Origin of the sequence: Streptomyces sp. MCA2, assembly GCF_023544705.1 — a bacterium.
GTDB classification, from domain to species: domain Bacteria; phylum Actinomycetota; class Actinomycetes; order Streptomycetales; family Streptomycetaceae; genus Streptomyces; species Streptomyces decoyicus.
Genome location: NZ_JAMJFM010000043.1, coordinates 18,846 through 34,942 on the forward strand (window position 1 = coordinate 18,846; position 16,097 = coordinate 34,942).

Sequence of the window (16,097 nt, forward strand, 5' to 3'; positions counted from 1 at the left end):
GCCGGAGCGGCCCGGCCCTGCTACTCCGCCCCGAGGCGGCCGGCCTGGAGATCGGCCGCCCGCAGGACACCGTCGATCAGGCCGGGGAAGAGCTCTTCCAGATCGGCCCGGCGCAGCCCGTTCATCTTGGCCGTGCCCCGGTAGAGCTGCTGGATGACGCCGTGCTCGCGCAGCACCCTGAAGTGGTGGGTACAGGTCGACTTGCTGACCGGGAGCTCGATGTCCGCGCAGTTCAGCTCGCCCTCGGCGGCCGCCAGTGCGCACACGATCCGCAGCCGCACCGGGTCGGCGAGGGCGTGCAGCACATCGGCCAGCCGGATGTCCTCACGGGCCGGGTGCTCCAGCGACCGGGAGCCCGACGGAGCGTGCGGGGAGGTCGTTTCGGTCGGCATGAGGGCTCCTGACTGGTTCTGCGGGGCTCGGTGGGGCCTGGCGCGCCGCGCCCGCCCGCTCATTGTACGAGAAGCTTCGTAGTTTGACATCCACCGTAGTACGACGCCTATCGTATGAGTGCGGGGCCGGCCGGTACCCGTTCGCCTTCAGGTACAGGAGCCTGCCGTGAGCGCACTGTTCGAGCCCATCACCCTCCGCTCGCTGACCATCCCGAACCGCCTCTGGATGGCACCCATGTGCCAGTACTCCGCGGCTCCCGAGGGCCCGGCAGAGGGGGCGCCCGGTGACTGGCACTTCCAGCACCTGGCCGCGCGAGCGGCGGGCGGCACCGGCCTCATCCTCACGGAGGCCACCGCGGTGAGCCCCGAGGGTCGCATCAGCCCGTACGACCTCGGCCTGTGGAACGACACCCAGACCGAGGCCTTCCGGCGTATCACCGGCTTCCTCAAGGAGCAGGGCACCGTCCCTGGAATCCAGATCGCACATGCCGGCCGGAAGGCTTCCACCGAGCGCACCTGGGTGGACCGTGGCGCGCCGCTCCTGCCGGGCCAGCGGTACGGCTGGGAGCCGGTCGGGCCGAGCCCGGTGCCGTTCGGCGAGGGGTTCGCGGCCCCCGCGGAGCTGACCGTGGCGCAGATCGGCGAGATCGTCGAGCAGTTCCGCGCGACGGCGCGGCGGGCGCTGGAAGCCGGCTTCGAGGTCGCCGAGATCCACGGCGCGCACGGCTACTTGATCAACCAGTTCCTCTCCCCCTTCACCAACCGGCGCACCGACGAGTACGGCGGCTCGTACGAGAACCGGACGCGGTTCGCGCTGGAGGTCGTGGACGCCGTACGGGAGGTCTGGCCCGAGGAACTGCCGGTCTTCTTCCGGATCTCGGCGACCGACTGGCTCGCCGAGGACGAGAGCGACCCGCGCGAGGGCTGGACGGCCGACGACACCGTGCGCTTCGCCCGCGAGCTGCGGGAGCACGGGATCGACCTGCTGGACACCTCCACGGGCGGCAACGCGCCGGACGCGAAGATCACCACGGGACCCGGCTACCAGGTGCCGTTCGCGGAGCGGGTCAAGAAGGAGAGCGGTCTCGCGGTGGGCGCGGTCGGCCTGATCACCGAGGCCCGGCAGGCCGAGAAGATCATCGCGGACGGTCAGGCCGACGCCGTACTGCTCGGCCGGGAACTCCTGCGCTCCCCCAGCTTCGCGCAGCACGCGGCCCGGGAGCTGGGCGCGCGGACCGCCGTGCCGCAGCCGTACCACCGGGCCGTCTGAGGCCGTCCGAGGCTGCCCGCAAAGGGCGTGCGGGCCCGTGGCCGGAGCGGGGCCGCACCGTCCGACCTGCGCGGACACGTTCCGGGACGCCGTTGTCAGTGGCCGGGTGCAAACTTGCCCCTGTCTGAGACAACGGCGTCCCGGAGGTGTTCCGGCATGACTGACGTACTACTCGCGGTGGGCACGCGCAAAGGGCTCTTCATCGGCCGTCGACGGCATGGTGACTGGGACGTGAGCGGTCCGCATTTCCCCGCGCAGGCGGTGTACTCCCTCGCGATCGACACCCGCCGCGCCACACCCCGGCTGCTGGCCGGGGCCGACAGCGCCCATTGGGGCCCGTCGGTGTTCCACTCCGACGACCTGGGCGAAACCTGGCACGAGCCCTCCCGCGCCTCGGTCAAGTACCCGGAGTACACCGGGACTTCACTGGAGCGGGTCTGGCAGCTGCATCCGGCCGGCCCCGCCGCCCCCGATGTGGTCTACGCGGGCACCGAACCCGGCGGCCTGTTCCGCTCCGAGGACGGCGGTGAGACCTTCGAGCTCGTACGGGCGCTGTGGGACCACCCGAGCCGGGAGCAGTGGGTGCCGGGCGGCGGCGGGCTGGCCGTCCATACGGTGATCACGGATCCGCGGGACGCCGACGCGGTCACCGTCGCCGTCTCCGCGGCAGGGGTCTTCCGCACCCTCGACGGGGGCGCCAGCTGGGCCCCGTCGAACAAGGGCGTGAAGGCGGTCTTCCTGCCGGACCAGCATCCCGAGTTCGGCCAGTGCGTCCACAAGATCGCGCAGGACCCGGTGCACCGCGACCGGCTGTATCTCCAGAACCACTGGGGCGTCTACCGCAGCGACGACGCGGGCGCCGAGTGGACGGACATCGGCGGCGGGCTGCCGTCCGACTTCGGCTTCGCCGTGGCCGCCCATCCGCGCACGGGAGATGTCGCCTACCTCTTCCCGATCACCGCCGACATCGACCGGGTGCCGGCCGGGCGCCGCTGCCGGGTCTTCCGCACCGCCGACGCCGGCCGGAGCTGGCAGGCCCTGAGCGACGGACTGCCGGACGAGGACCATTACGGCACGGTGCTCAGGGACGCGCTGTCGGTCGATGATGCCGATCCCGCGGGGGTGTATTTCGGCAACCGCAACGGCGAGGTGTACGCCAGCGCGGATGACGGCGACAGCTGGCGGCAGCTCGCCTCCCATCTGCCGGATGTGCTGTGCGTACGGGCCGCGGTGGCCTGAGGGAGGCGGAGGAGCACGGGACGCGAGGCGGTGCGCGATGGCTCGCATATCAGATATCGCATAACGGATAACGGATAACGGCACCTTACGGGGCGTCAGTTGCGGTGGATCACCGTGCCGGCCGGACGAGGCTCGGGCCATCGGTTGAAGGGGAGCGGGCCGCGGCCAGTAGGGTGATCCCGTGGCTGCACGACCTCTCCAAGACATTGTCGAACCAGGCTGGGCCAAGGCACTTGAGCCCGTTGCCGGACAGATCTCCGCGATGGGCGACTTCCTGCGGGCGGAGATCGCCGCGGGACGCACCTATCTGCCGGCCGGCAGCAATGTGCTGCGCGCCTTCCAACAGCCCTTCGACGAGGTGCGGGTGCTCATCGTCGGACAGGACCCCTACCCCACACCGGGGCATGCGGTCGGGCTGAGCTTCTCGGTGGCGCCGGAGGTGCGTCCGCTGCCCGGCAGCCTGGAGAACATCTTCCGCGAGCTGCACTCCGACCTCGGCCTGCCCCGCCCGTCGAACGGCGATCTGACCCCGTGGACGCACCAGGGCGTGCTGCTGCTGAACAGAGCGCTCACGACGGCGCCCCGCAAGCCCGCCGCGCACCGCGGCAAGGGCTGGGAGGAGGTCACCGAGCAGGCCATCCGCGCGCTGGTGGCGCGCGGGCGCCCACTGGTGTCGGTGCTGTGGGGGCGCGATGCGCGCAATCTGCGGCCGCTGCTCGGCGATCTGCCGGCCGTCGAGTCCGCGCACCCCTCCCCCATGTCCGCCGACCGGGGTTTCTTCGGCTCGCGGCCCTTCAGCCGGGTGAACGACCTCTTGGTGCGACAGGGCGCACAGCCCGTCGACTGGAGGCTGCCCTGACACCGGGCGATAGTGTGCCTGGCATGACGAATGCGAACATCCCTGCGGGCTGGTATGCCGACCCGCAGGGCACCCCCCACCAACTTCGTTGGTGGGACGGGTCCCAGTGGACGGAGCACACCCACCCGGGACAACAGGCTGCGGCACCGGGCCAAGGCCAGGCGCCGCAGCCGGGGGCTCAGCAGGCCCAGCAACAAGCTCCTCAGCAGCAGGCCGGCCAGCAGCCCCCGCAGCAGCAGACGCTCCAGAAGTCCGCGCCGCAGCAGCCGATGCCCCAGCAGTCCGCACCGCAGCAGCAGGCGCCGGGCCAGGCCCCGTATCCGGGCCAGCAGCAGAGCGGCGCTCCGTACGGTCAGCAGGGGTACGGCTATCCCCAGCAGGCGCCCGGCCAGCAGGCGCCGGGCCGGCCCATGCAGCAGCCGTACGGACAGCAGCCGCTGCAGCAGCCGGGCGCGCACCCGGGCGCCGTGCAGCAGCAGGTGCAGCACCAGGCAGGGGTGGCACCCGGCGGACCGGGCGGCGGCACGCTGTTCACCGAACCGGTGCTGGTGGTCAACCAGAAGGCCAAGCTCATCGAGGTCACCAACGAGTACGGCGTCTTCGACCAGCACGGCAACACGATCGGCGCGGTCGTCCAGGTCGGCCAGAGCACGGCCAAGAAGGTGCTCCGCGTCGTCTCCAGCCTCGATCAGTACATGACCCACAAGCTGGAGATCCGGGACGCCTACGGCCAGCCGCAGCTGATCCTGACCCGGCCCGCGAAGATCATCAAGTCCAAGGTGATCGTGCAGCGTCCGGACGGCTCACCGGTCGGCGAGATCGTGCAGCAGAACGCCATCGGGAAGATCAACTTCGCGATGATGGTCAACGGCCAGCAGATCGGCGCCATCAAGGCCGAGAACTGGCGCGCCTGGAACTTCGCCATCGTGGACCACGCCGAGACCGAGGTCGCCCGGATCACCAAGACCTGGGAAGGCCTGGCCAAGACGATGTTCACGAGCGCGGACAACTACGTCCTCCAGGTCCACCACCAGCTGCCCGACCCGCTGCTGAGCCTGGTCGTCGCCACGGCCCTGACCGTCGACACCGCCCTCAAGCAGGACGCCCGCGGCTTTGGCTGAGCCCGCCGGCCACAGCTCGGGTGCCCTCGGGTCCGGCCGTCTTCGCGGGGTTCTCGGGGTCGACTCGGGCGGGTCGGGGCTGCGGATCGCCGTCGCCCGCGCCGACGACGCCGAGGCCCGGCCGCCGGCCGCCCGTACCTCGCCCGAGCCGGTGCGCACCGGCCCCGCAGGGATCGACGCGGACCACATGCTGTCCCAACTCCTGCCCATGGCGGAGGAGTTGCGGCGGGAAGCGGGCGTGCACGGCTTTGCGGCGGTGTGCGTGGGCGCGGCCGGTATGGCGACGCTGGGCGACGACCTGCGTGCCCGGCTGCCGGCCGCACTGGCCGCCGCGTTCGGGGTGCACCACCTCGCCCTCGCGGCGGACGCCGTGACCGCGTACGCCGGTGCGCTGGGCCAGCGGCCCGGTGCCGTGGTGGCCGCGGGCACCGGCATGATCGCCCTGGGCACGGACCTGACCACGGAGGGCGGTTGGCGCCGCGCGGACGGCTGGGGTCATCTGCTGGGCGACTGCGGTGGCGGCGCGTGGATCGGCCGTGCCGGGCTGGAGGCCGCGATGCGGGCGCACGACGGACGGCCGGGCGGTTCGGCCGCCCTGCTGGCGCGGGCGGAAGCGATGTTCGGGCCGGTCGCCGGGCTGCCCGGAGCGCTCTACCCGCGCCCCGACCGGCCCGCCGTACTGGCCTCGTTCGCCCCGGAGGTCGCCCGCTGCGCCGCCGAGGACGACCCGGCGGCCCTCGGCATCGTGCAGGCCGCCGCGGGCCATATCGCCGACGCCGCCGCAGCGGTCTGCCCGCCGGGGACCGGCACCGCGGTGGCCTGCACCGGCGGGCTGTTCGGGCTAGGCGAACCCCTGCTGGCCCCGCTGCGTACGGCGCTGGCCGAGCGGCTGCCGGACGCCCGCCCGGCAGCGGCCGCGGGCAGCCCGCTCGACGGGGCGCTGACCATCGCCGCGGCACTGGCCGGCGACCGCCTGACACTGCCCGCCGACGCACGGTTGTTGCAGATCACACGGCCTGCGCCGGGGTAATTGGCGTGACGCGCGGGATAAATCGGGACGGATACCTCGTCGGCGAACCCTCCCTCCGCGCGGGGGTGGTCCGAACCGTTAGCATGCGGCGCCATGAGTTCCCCCACTGGGCCCGCACCTGGCTCGCCCGATTTTGACGCCGCCTCCCCGAGCCCGGGAGCCGCACCCGGCCTGCCTGTACGAATGCCGCGACGGCAGACCGGCCGCCACCGCAAGCCGGAGCCGCTCGCCGCACCCGAGGGCGCACCCGCCCTGGTGCTGGCCGTACCCGGCACCCCCTCCACCGCCTCGCGCAGCCTGGCGGAAGAGGTCTCCAGCATCGCCCGCTCGGAGCTCCCCGGCCTCGACGCCCGGATCGGCTACGTCGACGGCGGCGACGACGAGTTCCCGTCCCTGGAGGCCGTGCTGGCGCAGGCCGCCGCGGAGCACAAGGCCCGGGTGGGCGCCGACGGGCAGCCCGACCCCGGCCCCGCCGCTGTGGTGGTACCACTGCTGGCCGGACCGGACAGCGCGCTGCTGCGCCGGATACGCCAGGCCATGATGAACAGCGGCTCCGGCGCCGAGCTGACCGATGTCCTCGGCCCGCACCCGCTGCTCGCGGAGGCGCTGCACGTCCGGCTCTCCGAGGCCGGTCTGGCCCGCGCGGACCGCGCCCGGCTGTTCACCGTCGCCACGGCAGCGGACGGCATCATCCTCGCCACCGTGGGCGGCGAGGAGGCCGTGCAGGCCGCCGGGATCACCGGCATGCTGCTCTCCGCGCGGCTCGCGGTGCCGGTGCTGGCCGCCGCCCTGGACGAAGAGGGCGCCATCTCCCGTACGGCCGAGCAGCTGCGCGGGTCCGGTTCGCAGCAGCTGGCGCTGGCCCCGTACCTGATCGGCCCGGAGATCACCGACGGCCTTCTGGGGGCGGCCGCGGCGGAGGCGGGCTGCGCATCGGCCGAGGCGCTGGGCGCCTACGGCACGGTGGGCCGGCTGGCGCTGTCGAACTACGCGGCGGCGGTGGGCATCACCCTCCCGACCCAGACGCAGGGGGCGCCGGTCCGCTAGGGGACTCCCGGGCCGGACGCATCTCTCGAAGGGCCGTCTTCGCGCAGTGCGCGGGGCCGGCCCTTCGCCGTGTCCGGGTGGGGTGTCCGGGTGCGGTGGCCCGACGCCGTATCCCGGCGCGTCCACGTGCGGCGTCCAGGCGGAGGCGATACGTCCGATTCCGCTCCGAGCGGCGCAGACGCCCCTCAGGCGGCCCAGGAGCCCGCCGGTCGCGGTCCAGGCGGATGCGTGGGCGTACGTCCGCGAGAGGACCTTACAGGTGGCTTTCCGTACCCCTTGAGGGCCGACCGATGAGTCGGATGACCCGGCGGAGTCCCCCACCCTGTAGAAGCCATTCACCGGCCGCTCGCCGTTCGTGGCGCGGCCGGGCCGCCCACGGAAGGAAGTTCATGTCCCACGTCGACCTCGTCCGCGCCGCCTTCGCGGCCTATCTCGCCCAGGACCGCGCGGCCATGGAACGGCTGCTCGCCGAGGATTTCGTCTTCACCAGCCCGCAGGACGACCACATCGGCAAGGCCGCTTTCCTGGAGATCTGCTTCCCCACGGCGGACCGCTTGCGGTCGCAGGAGATCCTCGACGCCGTGGCCCTCGACGGCGAGCAGGTCTTCGTCCGGTACGAGTACGAGCTGACGACGGGCGAGCGGCATCGCAACGTCGAGGTGATGCGCGTGCGGGACGGCCGGCTCGCCGAGACGCAGGTGTACTTCGGCGGGCGCTTTCCGCAGGGGTGAGGCTGCCCCGGGGCAGCTCAGACGAAGACCACACAGGAGGCGGCAGGTGCCTCGACGGATCCGCCCCGGGCCGGGACGCCGGTCGCCGGGTCGACGGTGAACCAGGTGACGTCGCCGGAGCGCTCGTTGGCGGCGTAGAGGTGCCGGCCGTCGGGATGCAGCGCCAGGTCGCGGGGCCAATGGCCGCCGCAGGGGACGGTGGTGACGAGGGTTGCGGTGCCGCCGTGAAGGGACAGGACGGAGAGGCTGTCGTGGCCCCGGTTGGCGGCCCAGGCGAACCGGCCGTCGCGGGAGACGACCAGTTCGGAGGGGAAGGTGTCCGCCGCATCCGCCCTGGCCTCGTCCGGGAGCAGGCGGGTCTCCCCCAAGGGGGTCAGCGCACCGTGCCCGGGGTCCCAGCGGCAGACCGTGACCGTCGGGTCGAGTTCGTTGATGACATAGGCGCGGTCGCCGTCGGGGTGGAAGGCGAGATGGCGCGGGCCGCTGCCGGGCCGCAGCCGGGTCTCGGTGTGTACGGTCAGCGCCCCCTCGGTGGCCAGGGCACAGCTGCGGACCGAGTCGGTGCCCAGGTCGACGCTGAGCAGCCAGCGGCCGCTGGGGTCGGGCAGCACGGCGTGGGCGTGCGGGCCCTCCTGGCGGTCGGACCGCGGGCCGCTGCCCCGGTGGGCGAGCACGGTGGCGGGTCCGGCGAGCGTGCCGTCGGCCCGTACGGGGAGCGTACTGAGGCTGCCGGAGCTGTAGTTGGCGGTGACGAGACGGCCGCCGGCCAGGGTGAGGTGGGTGGGGTCGGCGCCGTCCACGGGGACGGCGGGTGCCAGGAGTTCCGGTCCCCTACGGGTCAGGGCGAAGGCGGCTGCGGCGCCGTCCGGGGTCTCGCTGACCGCGTAGAGGTACCGGCCGTCGGGGCTCGGGGCCAGGTAGGAGGGGTTGGGGACGGCATCCGTGGAGTGCAGCGGGGTGAGTGCGCCGGTGTCCGGGTGGACGGCAGCCGTGGTGATGCCGAGGCCGCCGGCCGCGGTGAACGATCCGATGTGCGCCCGTCGGCCGTGGTCGCTCGTCCCCACTGGTCCGCCCTTCGTCCGCCCGCCCGTTGAGGTGCCCGGGCGACGCTAACAGCCAGGGGCGGGGCGTTGGGGGTGTTGGCCGGTTACCGCTCACGGGCACGCGCGCCCGTGGGCCCGGGTGCCCGTGACCGCGGGTACGCCGGAGGGTGCTCCGGGCGCAGCGAAGAGGGCGTGGCGAGCTACGTCCGGAGGCGTCGGCCAGTGGAGAGCGCCGGGGTCAGGCGTCGACCAGTGGGGAGCGCCGGGTGCTGCGCAGGGGGGCGGCGAGTTCGGCGAGCGCCCGCTCCAGGCCGTGGAGATGGACCAGTGCGGGTTCCGCCGCGGGCGGGTGCGACTCGGCGACGGTGGCGGCTGCCGCGTCGCGTGCGCCGCGCGGTGTGGTGAGGGCCTCGACGGCCGCCTCCACCCGCTGGCAGGCGGCGGTGAGCCGGGCGTCGTGGGATGCCTCCGGGTCGGCGGCGATGGAGGCCAGCCCGCGGACCTCACGGGCGCAGTCGTCGAGCAGCGCGAGCACCTGACGCGCCCGCGCCTTGCGGGCCCGCAGCGGGCTCAGCGGGTGCACGAGCGGGGAGAGCGACAGCCGCACCCTGCCCAGCAGGAGCTCCAGGCCGGCGACGTGGGGGGCGGGGTCCGCGGTCGCGGAGCCCGCGAGGCGGGCGGCGGCCTCGGCGGTGCAGTGGTGCACACAGCGCAGGGCCCGCTGGATCCAGGCGTCGGTGGTGGCGTGGGTGGTGACGGGCAGCACCAGGAGCACCGCCAGCGCCGCCCCGAGCGCGCCCACACCGGTCTCCGCGAGACGCAACGTGAGCAGGTCGGCGTCCAGCACTCCCAGGAGCCCGTACAGCAGCGTGGCCATCAAGGTCACCGCGAGCATCATCCAGGTGTACGAGACGGCGGCCGTGTAGAAGATCCCGAAAACGCTGACCGCGACCAGCGCCACGGTGGGGACGACGGCACCGTGCAGCGGGACGGCGACGAGCAGCCCGAGGGCGATGCCGACGACCGTGCCGAGCGTCCGGCGGAAGCCGCGGACCAGCGTCTCGCCGCGCGACGCGGTGTTCACGAAGATCCACCACGTGGCGCCCACGGCCCAGTACCAGCGCTGTTCGGAGAGCAACTGGCCCAGGACGAGGGCGAAGGCGCTGCCGGCGGTGGCCTGGATCGCCTGGCGGGTGGTCGTCCGGGCGAGGCCCCGGCCGCCCGGCGGAGCGGGCAGTACGACCGGGGGCAGCCGGCGCTCGTAGCACCACACCCCGAAGCGGACGGTCGAGGAGGCGAGCAGGGAGAGGGCGACCGCGGCATACAGCTGGGGCAGCTGGTCCGGCACCGTGTGCAGGAACTGCGCGGCGAAGAACGTCATGAACGCGAACACCCCCAGGGCGTGCCCGCGCGGCCCCCAGCGGCGGGCGTAGACCCCCGCACCCACCACGGCGGCGAAGGCCACACCCCGTGCCACCGGGTGATCGTGGAGCATCGCCGCGGCGGCGAGCACCGGGAAGCCGACCGCGGGCAGCAGGCCCGTGGTGACCATCTGTTTGCCGACCGTTGCATCGGTGACCGTGAAGAGGGCGAGCAGCGCGGCGAGCCCGCCGGTGATGGCCGCGACGAGCGAGTGCTCGGCGTAGCCGCACACGGTGACCGCCAGGCCGATGCCGAGGACGGACCGGGCGGCGCTGCGCAGCCGCAGCCACCCCGGATCCGGAGCCACGAACATCCTCTTCAGCACAGCTTCCGCCCCTTCGACTTTCCCGCATGAAAAAGGCGCCGCGGGATCCGCAGCGCCATCGACGGGCCCATCACAGCATCATTGCGGCAGGTTGCTCAACAGGGGCAGTGAAGACTGTGCCATTGGTACAGCCAGGTCGGCCCACGGCGTGCCAGAAGGAGGCCAATGGGCGGGAGCGGGGGCCGGGGCAAGATCTCCGGTCCTGGGCCGCTCTCGGGGGCGCGGCCGGTGCGGGGAGCAGTCGGCCGCACCCCGGCAGTCGGCACGGTGAGCGGCCGACGGGAGAGGTCCTCCGCGGGAATCCGGCGGGAGCACGCCGGATTCCCGTCCGCCGCGGCTTCAGCTCGCGACGCCCACCGGGGGTGTGCCGGCGCGGGTGGCGGGGGCGGGGTCGGCCTCTTCGGCGGCGCAGGTCCAGAGGCGGGCCAGGGCTTCTCCTTTGAGCTGGTGGCCCTCCTGCCAGAGGCGGCAGGCGGCGGTCAGGACGGCGTGCCGGTCGGCCTCCGGGGTGGTGGGGCGGGCGGGCAGGAGGGGGACGGCGGCCGAGGCGCCCAGGCGGACGGCGCGGTGCCGGCGGGCGAAGACGGTGAGGGTCTGCCGGGGGCCCGCTTCGACGAGGAGCATGTCGTCGGCCGCCAGCAGCTGGTCGAGCGCGGGCTGGAAGAGCACCGGGTCGGTGATCTGACGGGCCCAGAAGCGGGGGCTCACCGCGTCGTCGGGCCCCAGCAGGTCGCCGGTGTAGCCGGAGTAGAGCGGCAGGGCGGGGATACGGAAGGGGATACCGGTGTAGGCGCGTTCCACCGCGGCCGCCGCCGGGGCCATGGCCGGGCTGTGGAAGGGGCTGGTGGCGGGCACCGTGACGACGGTGTGCCCATCGGCGCGCAGTGCGGCGGCGGTTTCCGCCAGCGGAGCGGTCGAACCGGCCAGCATGGTCTGACTGGTGGCGTTGACCGCGGCGATGACGACATCGGCGCGCAGGTACGGACGCAGGGTGTCGGCGCCGGCGGCCACGGCGAGCATGCCGCCCGCGGGAATCCGCACCGCCGCGACGACCCGTTCGCGCATCATCGTGACCGCGTCGCTGAGCGGGACCACTCCGGCGAGGACCGCGGCGACCAGTTCACCGGCGCTGTGGCCGAGGAACGCGGCCGGGCGGATGCCCCAGCTGAGCACCATGCACCCCAGGCCGTAGTCGACCGCGAAGAGCAGGGGCTGGGCACGGCGGACGTCGTCGATGGCGAGGGACGGGGTGTCGGTGAGCCAGTCGGCGCGGACGGCGGGCCCCTCCGGGCCCAGCAGCTCCAGTACGGCATCGACGGCGGCGGTGAAGACGGGCTCCCGGCCGTAGAGTCCGGCGGCCATCGCGGTGTGCTGGGACCCCTGGCCGGGGAAGAGCAGCGCGACCGGGCGGGGGCGGGGCGCGTACCCGGCGCGGGCGGCGGCGACCGCCGCGGGGGCCCGTTCGGCGGTGGTGACGGCCCCGGCGCGGACGGGGCCGGGGGCCTGGCCGCAGGGCATCGTGGTGGGCAGGGCGGGGAACGCCTCGGGGAACAACCCGTCGAGCAGGGGCGCCAGTTCGCGCCGTACGCGCTGTTCCTCCGCCGCGTTGCCACCGGACCAGAGCAGCAGACGGGGCGCCGCGGGGTCGGTGAGCCGGCGGCTGTGCCGGGAGGGGCGCAGGATCGGCTCGTCCGCCGGTCCCGCACAGCCCTCGAAGTCCAGCACCCCCAGCACACTGTCGTCGCCGGCGACCGCTTCGGCCGCCCGCCGGAGGGTCTGGACGGTGACTGCCCGGCCCAGGGGCTCCTGAAAGCCCGCAACCAACGCCAGGTCGGCGGTCTTGGCCTGGAGTTCGTGGTGGGCCAGGTGCAGGGCGTGCGCGGGCGAGGGGGCGGTACGCACCGGGATGCCCTCGTGGGAGGCGGGAAGCCCGGTGAGCGCGGCGGTGGATCCGATGAAGACGACGGTACGGGGCGGCAGTTCACGGGTCCGGCCGCCGAAGGCGTGCAGCACGGCGGTGACGGCGGTGGGCGGGAGGGCGCGTCCTGCGGAGGCGTCGAGGACGGTGTCGAGGGACGTGCCGGTGGCGGCACCGGGCGCCGCGTCGGTGCCGAGGGCCGGGCCGGGTGCCGTGTCGGTGCCGGTGGGTGCATCGGGCGCCGCATCGGTGCCGGTGGCTGCGCCGGGTGCCGCGGTGCCGAGGGCCGGGCCGGTGCCCGCGTCGTCGGCGGCGACCGGGGTGTCCGTGTCGCCCGGGAGCGGTGGTGCCTTGGGGGTGATCTCCAGCCTTCTGGTCACCGCGGTCTGGTTGGCGAGAGACATGGGTGCCCTCCTTCCGGGCGGGTGCACATGCGGGGTGTGGCAAGTGGTGCGCGGCGGGCGGATGCCGGGGGGCGGACTGCCCTGTGGGGGCGGACTGCCGGGCAGGGGCATGGGCGGTGCGGGGTCGGGCGTGGTGCGGGGTGAGATGTGGTGCGGGGGGGGGACCGGGGGGGACGGCGGTGGCGGCCGTCGAGCCGGCGCGCGGGAAACGTGCAGGGAAGAGGGGCCTGCGTGGCGGGAGCCGGCGGTGGTGCGGGCCCCGCCACCAGGCAGCCTCACTCCTCCTGGAGCGGCGCCGAAGGCGGCCCGTCCGGCCGGGGGAACCGGGATGGCCGCCTTCGACGCCTGATCATGCGGCCGACGTGCTGCCGGCGTTGATGAGGTCGAGCAGGGCGCGCGGGGTCTCGGCGTCGACGACCGCGTCGTCCGGGATCTCCACGCCGTACTCACGCTGGATCTCGCCGATCACCTGGAGCAGCGCGAGCGAGTCGTAGCCGAGCTCGATGAAGGGCGTGTCGATGACGTCGCCGTCCAGGTCGACGCCCTCCTCCTCGCCCGCGCTCTCGCGCAGCATCCGGGTGAGGTCGGTGAGGGTGACGTGGGTGGTGGTGGTAATGGGCATGGCGTGTCCTCTCAGTCGTTCCGGCCGGATGCCGGGTCCGTCGTCGCGGCATGCCGTCGTACGACGAGGGCCGCGTTGAAGCCACCGTGACCGCGGGCGAGCACCAGCGCGGCGCGCAGGTCCTGCTCCCTCGGTGACCCGGTGACCAGATCGAGGGGGAAGTCCGTGGCCGGGGCGGCCACGTTGACGGTGGGGGGAATGACGCCGTCGCGAAGGGCGAGCAGGGCGGTGGCCACGTCCAGGGCCGCGCCGCCGGCGAGCAGCCGGCCGGTCATGGTCTTGGGGGCGGTGACGGGCACGGCCCGCGGGCCGAAGAGGCCGGTGATCGCCTCGGCCTCCACCCGGTCCAGGTCCGGTACGCCCGCGGCGTCGGCGAAGACCACATCGATGTCGGCGGGTGTCAGGCCCGCGTCGGCCAGCGCATTGCGCGCGGCCCGGCCCAGACCGGGCGGACGGGCGGAGCCGGGGGCCGGGTCGAGAGTGGCGGCGTACCCGGCGACTTCGCCGTAGACCTGTGGTGCGCGGCGTGCGCGGGCGCTGCCGGCGTCCTCGGTGACGAGGATGGCGCCGCCCTCGCCGGGAACATATCCGCAGGCGTCCGGCGAGAAGGGCAGAAAGGCACGGGCCGGGTCACCGGCGGTGCTCATCCGCCCGGAGGCGAGCTGCGGTACCCAGCCCCAGGGGCACAGGGCCGCGTCGACGCCGCCGGCGACGACCAGCGGGATGCCCTTGCGGATGTGGCGCCGCGCGTGGCCGAGGGAGTCGATACCGCCGGCCTGTTCGGTCAGCAGCACCCCGCTGGGGCCGCGCATCTTGTGCCGGATGGAGATCTGGCCCGTGTTGACGGCGTAGAACCAGGCGAAGGACTGGTAGGCGCTGACGTACTCCTTGCCCTTGCTCCACAGGTTCTGTAGCTCGCGCTGGCCGAACTCGACGGCGCCTCCCGAGGCGGCGGTGACCACTCCCATGCCGTACTCGGGCAGGGCCGCCGCGTCGACCCCCGCGTCGTCGATGGCCCAGGCGGCGGCGGTCATGGCGAGACGGGTCATGTGGTCGGTCTGCGGCATCAGCCGGCTGGGGATGTGCTCCTCGGCGACGAAGCCGGGGACCTCGCCGGCCAGCGTCGCGGGATACTGCGAGGCGTCGAAGCGGGTGACCGGGCCGATACCGGAGCGGCCGTCCAGGATCGCCTTCCAGTAGTCCTCGGTGCCCAGGCCGTTGGGTGCGGTGATGCCGATGCCGGTCACCACGGTCGTGGCGGTCATACGGCGCTCCTCTCCGGGCGGGCCAGCACCATCGCGCTCTGGAACCCGCCGAAGCCGCTGCCGACGCTGAGGACGGTGTCGGTCTTCTGCTGACGGGCGGTGAGCGGGATGTAGTCCAGGTCGAGTTCGGGGTCGGGCTCGTGCAGATTGGCGGTGGGCGGCAGCACCGAGTGCTCCATGGCCAGCGCACAGGCGGCGATCTCCAGCGAGCCGATCGCGCCGAGCGAGTGCCCGATCATGGACTTGATGGAGCTGACCGGGGTGCGGTAGGCATGCGCGCCGAGGCTGCGTTTGAAGGCGCCGGTCTCGTGCCGGTCGTTCATCTTGGTGCCGGAGCCGTGGGCGTTGATGTAGTCGATGGCGGTGGGGTCGATCCGCGCCTCGTCCAGTGCGGCGTCGATGGCCTGCGCCATCTCCCGGCCGTCCGGCTTGAGGCCGGTCATGTGGTACGCGTTGCAGCGCGCGGCGAACCCGGCGATCTCCGCGTAGATGTGCGCACCGCGTGCCTGCGCGCTCGTCAGCTCCTCCAGCACGAGGACGGCCGCGCCCTCGCCGAGGACCAGTCCGCTGCGGGTGCGGTCGAAGGGGCGGCAGGCGCTTTCGGGGGTGTCGTTGCGCGGGGTGGTGGCGTGGATGGCGTCAAAACAGGCCGAGGTGATCGGGGAGATGGGGGCCTCGGTGGCGCCGGCGATCATCACGTCACAGGTGCCCTCGCGGATCAGCTCGACGGCATGCCCGAGGGAGTCGAGTCCGGAGGTGCACCCGGTGGAGATGACGGCCGCGGGGCCCTCGGCGCCGGCCGCCATGCCGACCTCGGCGGCCATCGAGCTGGGCACGAAGTGCCGGTAGAGCTCGGGGACCGCGTAGGTGTGGTCGACCTGCCAGCTGCGTCCGCCGTTGCTGACGACGACGTACTCGCGCTCCAGGCTGGTGGTACAGCCGACCGCGCTGCCCAGGGAAGTGCCGATCCGGCCCGGGTCGAGGCCGGCGGTGTCCAGGCCGCTGTCGGCGAGCGCCTCGCGGGTGGAGACGACTGCGAACTGCGCGGCGCGGTCCAGCCGGCGGATCTCCTGGGGCGTCAGTCCGGCCGCCACCGGGTCGAAGTCGCATTCGGCGGCGACCCGCGAGCGGAACGGGGAGGCGTCGTAGAAGGAGATCGTGCGGGTCGCCGACCGGCCGGCGGTCAGCAGGTCCCAGTAGTTCTTGATGCCCACTCCCCCGGGCGCCACGGCCCCGAGTCCTGTGATGGCGACTCTGCGCATCGCCGCTACCTCGCCTTCGACGGGGCCGGGTACCCCTGCGGGTACGGGCCTGACAGAACGTTGCGGGCCACGGTGTTCCCTTCGGTCGGTCCGCTCCTCGATGAGCCCGGCGGCCGGGGCCGGGCCGGGGGGTGGCCCCCCGGCGCC

General features: G+C 73.7%; 14 protein-coding genes. 7 read left to right on the plus strand and 7 right to left on the minus strand.

Annotated elements, in window-relative coordinates:
* Positions 1-20: 20 nt before the first annotated feature.
* Complete coding sequence (locus M8I34_RS29435; RefSeq protein WP_030984787.1) at positions 21-392, minus strand: helix-turn-helix transcriptional regulator; 372 nt, start codon at positions 390-392, stop codon at positions 21-23.
* Positions 393-558: 166 nt separating this feature from the next.
* On the opposite strand from M8I34_RS29435, the gene M8I34_RS29440 reads away from it, so the two are divergent.
* From M8I34_RS29440 to M8I34_RS29470, 7 genes are all read left to right on the plus strand, one after another.
* Positions 559-1,662 (plus strand): NADH:flavin oxidoreductase/NADH oxidase, encoded by a 1,104-nt coding sequence (locus tag M8I34_RS29440; protein ID WP_250054423.1) that lies wholly within the window; start codon positions 559-561, stop codon positions 1,660-1,662.
* A 156-nt stretch (positions 1,663-1,818) separates the two neighbouring features.
* The gene (locus M8I34_RS29445; RefSeq protein ID WP_244417451.1) at positions 1,819-2,901 is read left to right on the plus strand and encodes an exo-alpha-sialidase; all 1,083 of its coding nucleotides are present in this window, start codon (positions 1,819-1,821) and stop codon (positions 2,899-2,901) included.
* 181 nt (positions 2,902-3,082) lie between these two features.
* Positions 3,083-3,760, plus strand: a complete 678-nt coding sequence (locus M8I34_RS29450) for a uracil-DNA glycosylase (RefSeq protein ID WP_250054425.1) — start codon at positions 3,083-3,085, stop codon at positions 3,758-3,760.
* Positions 3,761-3,783: 23 nt separating this feature from the next.
* Entirely contained in the window at positions 3,784-4,881 is a 1,098-nt protein-coding gene (locus M8I34_RS29455; RefSeq protein WP_250054427.1) for a phospholipid scramblase-related protein, read from the plus strand.
* On the plus strand, positions 4,874-5,911 hold the full coding sequence (locus M8I34_RS29460; RefSeq protein WP_250054429.1) for an N-acetylglucosamine kinase: 1,038 nt from the start codon (positions 4,874-4,876) through the stop codon (positions 5,909-5,911). Before M8I34_RS29455 ends, M8I34_RS29460 begins: the two co-directional genes overlap by 8 nt.
* Before the next feature lie 93 nt (positions 5,912-6,004).
* Positions 6,005-6,958 (plus strand): sirohydrochlorin chelatase, encoded by a 954-nt coding sequence (locus M8I34_RS29465; protein WP_374211010.1) that lies wholly within the window; start codon positions 6,005-6,007, stop codon positions 6,956-6,958.
* 389 nt (positions 6,959-7,347) lie between these two features.
* A complete protein-coding gene (locus M8I34_RS29470; protein ID WP_244417456.1) occupies positions 7,348-7,689 on the plus strand; it encodes a nuclear transport factor 2 family protein in 342 nt (113 codons plus the stop codon).
* A gap of 17 nt (positions 7,690-7,706) precedes the next feature.
* Here M8I34_RS29470 and M8I34_RS29475 read toward each other — a convergent pair whose 3' ends face one another.
* The 6 genes from M8I34_RS29475 to M8I34_RS29500 all read right to left on the minus strand — a co-directional run bounded on the left by M8I34_RS29475 (position 7,707) and on the right by M8I34_RS29500 (position 15,950).
* A complete protein-coding gene (locus M8I34_RS29475; RefSeq protein ID WP_250054431.1) occupies positions 7,707-8,753 on the minus strand; it encodes a lactonase family protein in 1,047 nt (348 codons plus the stop codon).
* Positions 8,754-8,970: 217 nt separating this feature from the next.
* On the minus strand, positions 8,971-10,479 hold the full coding sequence (locus tag M8I34_RS29480) for an FUSC family protein (RefSeq protein ID WP_250054433.1): 1,509 nt from the start codon (positions 10,477-10,479) through the stop codon (positions 8,971-8,973).
* Between the two features lie 339 nt (positions 10,480-10,818).
* A complete protein-coding gene (locus tag M8I34_RS29485; RefSeq protein WP_250054435.1) occupies positions 10,819-12,801 on the minus strand; it encodes an acyltransferase domain-containing protein in 1,983 nt (660 codons plus the stop codon).
* A 349-nt stretch (positions 12,802-13,150) separates the two neighbouring features.
* Positions 13,151-13,423 (minus strand): acyl carrier protein, encoded by a 273-nt coding sequence (locus M8I34_RS29490; protein ID WP_250054437.1) that lies wholly within the window; start codon positions 13,421-13,423, stop codon positions 13,151-13,153.
* Between the two features lie 11 nt (positions 13,424-13,434).
* Positions 13,435-14,688 (minus strand): ketosynthase chain-length factor, encoded by a 1,254-nt coding sequence (locus tag M8I34_RS29495; RefSeq protein WP_250054440.1) that lies wholly within the window; start codon positions 14,686-14,688, stop codon positions 13,435-13,437.
* On the minus strand, positions 14,685-15,950 hold the full coding sequence (locus M8I34_RS29500) for a beta-ketoacyl synthase (RefSeq protein WP_244417460.1): 1,266 nt from the start codon (positions 15,948-15,950) through the stop codon (positions 14,685-14,687). The genes M8I34_RS29495 and M8I34_RS29500 overlap by 4 nt, the downstream gene beginning before the upstream one ends.
* Positions 15,951-16,097: the final 147 nt, after the last annotated feature.

Bases quoted from the DNA above. Each gene is read 5' to 3' on its own strand.
- M8I34_RS29435 (WP_030984787.1), bottom strand. From the start codon at position 392: ATGCCGACCGAAACGACCTCCCCGCACGCTCCGTCGGGCTCCCGGTCG.
- M8I34_RS29445 (WP_244417451.1), top strand. From the start codon at position 1,819: ATGACTGACGTACTACTCGCGGTGGGCACGCGCAAAGGGCTCTTCATC.
- M8I34_RS29455 (WP_250054427.1), top strand. From the start codon at position 3,784: ATGACGAATGCGAACATCCCTGCGGGCTGGTATGCCGACCCGCAGGGC.
- M8I34_RS29465 (WP_374211010.1), top strand. From the start codon at position 6,005: ATGAGTTCCCCCACTGGGCCCGCACCTGGCTCGCCCGATTTTGACGCC.
- M8I34_RS29470 (WP_244417456.1), top strand. From the start codon at position 7,348: ATGTCCCACGTCGACCTCGTCCGCGCCGCCTTCGCGGCCTATCTCGCC.
- M8I34_RS29485 (WP_250054435.1), bottom strand. From the start codon at position 12,801: ATGTCTCTCGCCAACCAGACCGCGGTGACCAGAAGGCTGGAGATCACC.
- M8I34_RS29490 (WP_250054437.1), bottom strand. From the start codon at position 13,423: ATGCCCATTACCACCACCACCCACGTCACCCTCACCGACCTCACCCGG.
- M8I34_RS29495 (WP_250054440.1), bottom strand. From the start codon at position 14,688: ATGACCGCCACGACCGTGGTGACCGGCATCGGCATCACCGCACCCAAC.
- M8I34_RS29500 (WP_244417460.1), bottom strand. From the start codon at position 15,950: ATGCGCAGAGTCGCCATCACAGGACTCGGGGCCGTGGCGCCCGGGGGA.